We start from the raw sequence: 6156 nt of genomic DNA, 5'->3' as shown, positions 1-6156 counted from the left end.
TAGTGGCTCGACTTCAGAGCTGGTACAGCATAGGTGCAGAGCGTAGTCGTACCGCACGAGCGCCGCGCTGACCAGGGTGGACGTATGGCCCGGGGCGGGTGCTGGGCTCCGGTGGGGCGTTACCCGAGCGTGCCCGCCGTCCCCGCCCGCTCCGGTGCCGTTCCACTTTGCGATCTCGACGGAAGGGCTCTCATGGCGGCGGTGCTGGACGACTTCCCGGTGTTCACCCCGGTCAGCGACGAGGACGTGGCGCTGGCCGTACGCGCGATGGTGGTGCACGCGCCGGAGCAGTGGCCGGCGGGTCCACTGTGCCGCAGCGAGCGGGTGCCGCATCCGTGTCGGCTGTCGCGCTGGGGCCGGGGCACGCTGCGCGCGGCCGAGGTCACCGAGGCTCGGGTCGATGAGCTGGTCGCCGCCGGTGACCCGGACGCCTGGCCGTGGGCGTGACCGGGCTCGGGGCGTACTCCGTTGGCGGGCTCGGGCCGGCGGGGGTGCGGGACGCGGTGGCCCGGTGGCTGCGGCTGGTGGCGGCGGACGCCGAGCTGGCGCCGTACCTCATCGGGGCTGATCGGGCCCGGCTCGCCGGGCACCTGGCGCTCACTCTCACGGTGGCGTTGGGCGGGCCAGCGGGCGACATCGCCCGGCCGGCGGCCGGGGCGTGGCGCGGCCTGGGCCTGACCGAGGCGCACCACCGCCGGGTGGTCGACTATCTGGCCGGGGCGCTGTGGGCGCTCGACGTGCCGGCCGGCGCGGTGGCCGCGGCCCGGCGGGCCTTCGCGGACGAGGCCGGCTCGTGACCGCCGCCCTCGCCGCGTCGTGGTCCGCCACCCTGCGGTACGCCCGCGCGGCGGCCGACCACTTCTGGTGCACGGTCGAGGACCGCTGCCCGGGGACGCTGCCGGAACGGGAGGCGGCCGTGTTCCTCGCCGCGCTCGGGCGGCTGGCCGCCGGCGGTGACGACCCGGCCGGGCGGGCGGCGCTGCTGGCCGTGCTCGGCCGGGCCTACCGCCGCTACCGGTTGCTGCCGCACCAGCTCACCATCGAGGCCGCGCTCACCGCGACCGTCGCCCGCCACGCACCGTGGACCCCGGAGCTGGCGGCGGCCTGGGCGCGGGCGGCCCGGCGGGCGTCGGCGGCGGTGACCGGCAGCGCGGCACGGGTGGACGACGGCCCGGCCTGGTGGCCGGCCCAGGTCGTCGGCCACGACCGGCCCGCCGATGGCATCGCCATCCTGACCGTACGCCCGTGGCGTCGCCTGCCGTTCCGGCCCGGCCAGGCGGTGCCGGTCTGCACCGAGCGGTGGCCGGGCCGGTGGCGCTGGTACTCACCGGCCAACGCCCCGCGCCCCGACGGCACCCTGGAATTCCACGTCCGGGCGGTCGCCGCCGTCTCCCGCGCCCTGCTCCACACGGTACGCCCCGGCGACCGGCTCTGGCTCGGCCCGCCGCACGACACCGGCCTGGAGCTTGACCCGGCGTCGCGCGCGGACCTGCTGCTGGCCGCCGGAGGCACCGGGCTGGCGCCGCTGCGCGCCCTGGTAGAACAGGTCGCCGCGGCACCGGCCGGGCGGCTGTTGACCCTGGTCGTCGGGGCGCGCACCTTCGCCGACCTCTACGACTCGATCAGCCTGGACAAACTCCAGTGCGCCCACGACTGGCTGACCGTCGTGCCCGCCCTATCGCACGATCCGCTCGCCGAGCCGGGGGAGCGGGGCGACGCGCTCACCGTCGCACTGGACCACCATCGACCTGACCAGGAGGTCTATGTGTGTGGGCCGCCGCTGATGGTCGCCGGGTCGCGGCTGCGGCTGCTCGCCGCCGGTGTCCCGGCCGAGCGGACCCACCTGCCCGACGGGTTCCCGGGCTGATGGGCGTCTACCGCAGCCGCAACGCCCTCTCCGGCCCGCTCACCGCGGACCGGCTCGCCGCCGTCGAGTTGCCCCGCACGCCGCTCGGACGGCGCGGCTACCGGCCCGAGGACGTTCACGCCCTGCTGCACCGGCTCGCCTACGAGGTGGGAGAGCGGAACCGGCGGCTCGATCTCGTGCGGGAGGAGAACCGCCGCCTCAAGCAGGCCCTCCGCACCTGGCAGGCCGAGTGCGCCGCGAAACGCCAGGGCGGCGGTTGACCCGGGCGGCGCGAAGCTACCCGCAGTTCCCGCGCTGTCTCTATCGTTTTTTTCGCTTTGGTGGGTATCGTGATGACGGGATCGATGACGTCGGAGGATCTTGTGACGGTGGTACCCGCAGGCGGGTCGGCCCCCAACGGGGATGAGCTGAGACGCTTCGCCCGGCGATCGCTCCGGGGGCGGCGGCTGCAGCTGATCGTCGACGGGGGAGAGCCGGTCGATGTGCCGGCGGTGGTGGGCGAAGCCCTCGCCGAGGTCGTGTCGATCCTCGGGCGGGGGCGGCCGGTGCGGGTCATGGCGGAGAACGTCGAACTCTCGACTGGAGAGGCCGCCGCCATTCTGGGCGTGACCCGCCCGACGGTGGTCAAGCTGATGAATGACGGCGTGCTGCCTCACACCCGCCCCAACTCCAGCCGCCGGGTCGGCTTGCACGACGTGCTGGCCTACAAAGAGCGCCGATCGAGGGCACGCCGTGAAGCGCTGGACGAGTTGACGGCAGACGCGATCGACATGGGCGTCTACGACGAAGCGATCCGGCGCGGGCGCCAGTCGTCAGGCGATCAGTCGGACGAGTGACCGCCCGCCGATGATCGTTGCCGTGCTGGACGCCTGCGTCCTCGTGCCCAGCGTGCTCGCCGACACCCTGCTGCGCTGCGCCGAGCAGGACCTGTATCGCCCGCTCTGGACCCGGGCGATCCTCGATGAGGTTCGCCGGAACCTCCCGCCTTCCGTACTCGGCGTCAAGGCTGAACGCAGGATCGAGGTCATGCGGGAGCACTTCCCCGAAGCGATGGTCTCAGGGCATGAGCACCTCATCGCCGAGATGACCAACGATCCCAAAGATCGCCACGTGCTCGCCGCCGCCGACGCGGAGATGATCGTCACCGCCAACCTTCTGACTTCCCCGACCGTGCGCTCGCGCCGTACGCCATCGAGGCACTGCATCCGGATGATTTTCTCTGCATGCTGCTGGACGATGCCCCGGAACGAATCGCAGACATCGTCGCTCAGCAGGCGGAGGCCACCGGAAGGGGCGGACGGCCGAGGCTCAGTGTGGACGACGTCCTGAGTGGCCTGGCCGGATGCGATCCGGTTCGCCCACCGGGTCTCCCTCGACCTGGCAGACGGCCGTTGATCGGCTGCCACGGGCACCGAGGAGTGTCTTCGGAGCGAGAAAATCTGGAGACGACCGCGCTGCGCTACGGCACGATGTGGCTATTCTGAGTGCTCGATCCGTGACTGTGGGAGATGGCCATGGCTACTCGATGGGACGCGGACCCGACTGCGGCGTTCGCGCGGCGGCTCGGCCGCTCGGCTGCCGAGCTGGGGGAGAGCGGCGGCACCACCACCTGTCCTGACATCTGGGAGCTGTCGAACGGCGATGTCGCGGTCATCGGTCGGGATCTGACGGACGCCTATGCCGGGCAACTGCCGGAAGGCGTCAGCGTCGGCGATGGCGAGCGGTTGGTCGTCATCCCCCGCAGCATGATTCTCGCGGCGAAGCCGGACATCCCGGATGCGTGACCTGCTTCGAGCCGCGTCCGGGCAGCGGCTGAGCCTGCCGGAGTACGAGGCGGACTTCTACGCGACGGTGGAGTCCGTGGACGGGCCGATCCTCAAGACGGAGCGGATCCAGACGTTCCGCGAGCCGGGCAGCCCGAGCTGGGAGGCGTTCGCGGCCGGCAGGTGGGACGAGGCGTTGAAGATCGCCGCCCGACCCGACCCCGAGCTGGCGCAGTTCTTCGCCGACCTCCACGGGCGGGGTTCCGGGCTGCACCGCCTGCGGATCGTGGAGCTGCCGCTCACGCCGTACCTGATCTGGGAGCTGAACTTCCTCCGCTTCCGGGCCGAGGCGGGTGAGCGCATCCGTGTGCTGACGGCCGACGGAGTGTCGGAGTTGGAGCGTGAGCACGGCATCGTCCCGGAGCTGATGGTGGCCGGCGGTAAGGCCGTCTACGACGTCCGCTACGACGAGTCCGGCGCTCCTGTCGGCGCCGACAAGTTCGTCCAGCCGGAGATCGTCGAGGGCTGCCGGTCCCAGGTGCGGACGCTGCTCGCCAGGGCCGAGCCGTTCGAGTCCTTCTTCCATCGCGAGGTCGACGGGCGGCGGCCACCCGTCGCCCCCCTGTAGTAGCCTGCCTCCACCAGCAAGCGTGGAGGCGGCGTGCCCCGAGAGCGTTCGGTCGCCGGGCTGGCCCGCCGGTCGGCGATGCCGACTGCACTACTGCTCGCCGTGCTGGCCATGCTCGCCGCGGTGCTTCTCTCTCCGGTCGGCCTGTACTGGATCGGTGAGCGACCCGGCTACGACTGGCCGTTGCTCGGCAACGTCGGTCAGGCCTACGGGGCCGCCTCCGCCATCCTCGCCGGTCTCGCGCTCATCGGAGTGGCCGCCTCCCTGGTCGTGCAGACGAGGGAGGCCAAGGCGGCACGCGAGCAGGCGCTACGGGGTCTGCATACCGACCTGCTCAAGATGGCCATCGACGACCCGGGGCTGCTGGAGTGCTGGGGCCCGATCGAGGGGTCGACGGACCTGGCCTGGTTCCGCAAGCACGTCTACACCAACCTGATCGTGTCCCACTGGCAGCTCATGTGGGAGGTGGATGCCCTCAGCGAGCCCCACCTGGAAGTGCTCGCCGATCAGTTCTTCAAGGGCGCGGCCGGGCGGCGCTTCTGGGCGGAGGCGAGAGGCCCGCGGATGAAGGCGGAGACGTCTCGGCGGGCCCGTCGCTTCACCACCGTCATGGAGCGGAGTTACCAGGCAGCCATCGCTGCTGGTCCGGCGATCGACGCGGTGAGCGCTCCCGCCGGGCCGAGCCACCGCCAGGCCGACTCCGGTCCTGCGGGCGGGCAGCATGCCCCTGCCCGACGCCGCCCGGCCCACTTCGCGATAGGTGTCATCATCGGCGGCGGCGTAGCCCTCGCGGGCCACTATCTCGCACGGCGCCGCGCGAACGGCAGGCGTGGATAGCGGAACCCCCGCCCGAGCACGGCTTATCGGCGTCGCCTGGTCTCCAGTGGCCATTCCAAGCTGACCTTCTCGTCGCGGCCCTGCCGGTCGAAGTATTCCTGAAGTTCCCGCTTCTGCTCGGCATACCAGGTGACCTGCGCCTGATGGAGGGCGTCGGGGCGCATCCGGGCGATCCGCTCGTGACGGGCCGCGATCGACAGAGCCAGGCCGAGAGCGGCGCGGGCATCGCTCGCGGCGTCATGAGCCGAGGTGAGGTCGACTCCGTAGTACCTGCACAGGTCGCCGAGCTGCCGGCCGTCGTACCAGCGGGGCTCGACCTCCTTGTGCAGGATCGAAGGATCGATGATGACGGCGCCGTCCCAGTCCAGCGGCGGAAGCGCGTGGCGAGCCAGCTCGGTGTGCAACGCGGTGACGTCGTAATGGGCGCAGAACGCGACGAGCGGCGTGCCGCCGGCGATCACCTTCGCGATCGCCGTGCCCAACTCGGCCAGCGCCTCCCGGGGCGGCCTTCCGGCGCTACGCACCATCTCGTCGGTGATCCCGTGAATGCGGGTCGCATCAGGCGGGATCGGCACACCTGGGTTGATGAGCCACTGCGACGTGGTGCCGTCGGCGTACGCCAGCGCGGCGGAGAGGATGCGGGTGGTTGTCGGCTCGTCCACCGTGCCCTCGATGTCGAAACCCACCACCGGCATCTCGTGCCAGCCGTGGTGAGTACCCGCCGGCGGTGCGGTTCTGACCGGTGCGCACTCGTGGTGGTAAGCCGTCCAGCTGCCACCGACATTGACCGCCTGGCCAGCTCCTGCCTCCACCCGCTTCCAGCAACTACCGCAGCTACCCGAGTACCTGTTGATCATTGTGAAGATCTTGGTTCATCGGTCCCACCGGCGACACCACCGGCCGGAGTCGGCTTGGACCAATGTGGACGGTCAGGGGTAACCCTTCGTTGGTGGGGCGCGCCGGGTTGTCTGGCGTCAACGGCGACACGGGCGATCTCTGGTGCGGCACCCACTGGTGGTAGTCGCTTGCGACGGCAATGCGACAGCAGGTCGCCGACCTCG

At 71.6% G+C, this 6156-nt stretch carries 11 protein-coding genes; 10 read left to right on the top strand and 1 reads right to left on the bottom strand.

The features are described 5' to 3' along the window. The first annotated feature begins 192 nt into the window (after positions 1-192). Genes ACPCK6_RS23225 through ACPCK6_RS23185 form a run of 10 tightly spaced genes read left to right on the top strand, consistent with a single transcriptional unit; the run spans position 193 to position 5095 of the window. Positions 193-447, top strand: coding sequence for a hypothetical protein (locus ACPCK6_RS23225; RefSeq protein WP_030500181.1), 255 nt, complete (start codon positions 193-195; stop codon positions 445-447). Further along, positions 438-797, top strand: a complete 360-nt coding sequence (locus ACPCK6_RS23220) for a globin family protein (protein ID WP_423482213.1) — start codon at positions 438-440, stop codon at positions 795-797. The genes ACPCK6_RS23225 and ACPCK6_RS23220 overlap by 10 nt, the downstream gene beginning before the upstream one ends. Then, positions 794-1867: an oxidoreductase gene (locus tag ACPCK6_RS23215; protein ID WP_030500183.1), complete on the top strand. Its 1074-nt coding sequence runs from the start codon at positions 794-796 to the stop codon at positions 1865-1867. Before ACPCK6_RS23220 ends, ACPCK6_RS23215 begins: the two co-directional genes overlap by 4 nt. Then, complete coding sequence (locus tag ACPCK6_RS23210; RefSeq protein WP_030500184.1) at positions 1867-2127, top strand: hypothetical protein; 261 nt, start codon at positions 1867-1869, stop codon at positions 2125-2127. Before ACPCK6_RS23215 ends, ACPCK6_RS23210 begins: the two co-directional genes overlap by 1 nt. Before the next feature lie 60 nt (positions 2128-2187). Then, positions 2188-2703: a helix-turn-helix domain-containing protein gene (locus ACPCK6_RS23205; RefSeq protein ID WP_084212991.1), complete on the top strand. Its 516-nt coding sequence runs from the start codon at positions 2188-2190 to the stop codon at positions 2701-2703. 10 nt (positions 2704-2713) lie between these two features. Further along, positions 2714-3196, top strand: coding sequence for a PIN domain-containing protein (locus ACPCK6_RS23200; protein ID WP_423482212.1), 483 nt, complete (start codon positions 2714-2716; stop codon positions 3194-3196). Further along, positions 3091-3351 (top strand): hypothetical protein, encoded by a 261-nt coding sequence (locus ACPCK6_RS29735; RefSeq protein WP_514132362.1) that lies wholly within the window; start codon positions 3091-3093, stop codon positions 3349-3351. Before ACPCK6_RS23200 ends, ACPCK6_RS29735 begins: the two co-directional genes overlap by 106 nt. A gap of 30 nt (positions 3352-3381) precedes the next feature. After that, complete coding sequence (locus ACPCK6_RS23195; protein ID WP_030500187.1) at positions 3382-3651, top strand: hypothetical protein; 270 nt, start codon at positions 3382-3384, stop codon at positions 3649-3651. Then, a complete protein-coding gene (locus ACPCK6_RS23190) occupies positions 3644-4258 on the top strand; it encodes a DUF6879 family protein (protein WP_423482211.1) in 615 nt (204 codons plus the stop codon). Before ACPCK6_RS23195 ends, ACPCK6_RS23190 begins: the two co-directional genes overlap by 8 nt. A 33-nt stretch (positions 4259-4291) precedes the next feature. Beyond that, a complete protein-coding gene (locus tag ACPCK6_RS23185) occupies positions 4292-5095 on the top strand; it encodes a DUF6082 family protein (protein WP_423482210.1) in 804 nt (267 codons plus the stop codon). A gap of 23 nt (positions 5096-5118) precedes the next feature. Here the strand turns inward: ACPCK6_RS23185 and ACPCK6_RS23180 are convergent, their stop codons facing one another. Next, entirely contained in the window at positions 5119-5952 is an 834-nt protein-coding gene (locus ACPCK6_RS23180; protein ID WP_423482209.1) for an exonuclease domain-containing protein, read from the bottom strand. Positions 5953-6156: the final 204 nt, after the last annotated feature.

Origin of the sequence: Micromonospora sp. AB353, from assembly GCF_049538395.1 — a bacterium.
In the GTDB taxonomy this organism is placed as follows: Bacteria; Actinomycetota; Actinomycetes; order Mycobacteriales; family Micromonosporaceae; genus Micromonospora; species Micromonospora aurantiaca.
Note: the sequence above shows the minus strand (reverse complement) of the source record. Positions and strands in the feature narration are given on the sequence as shown.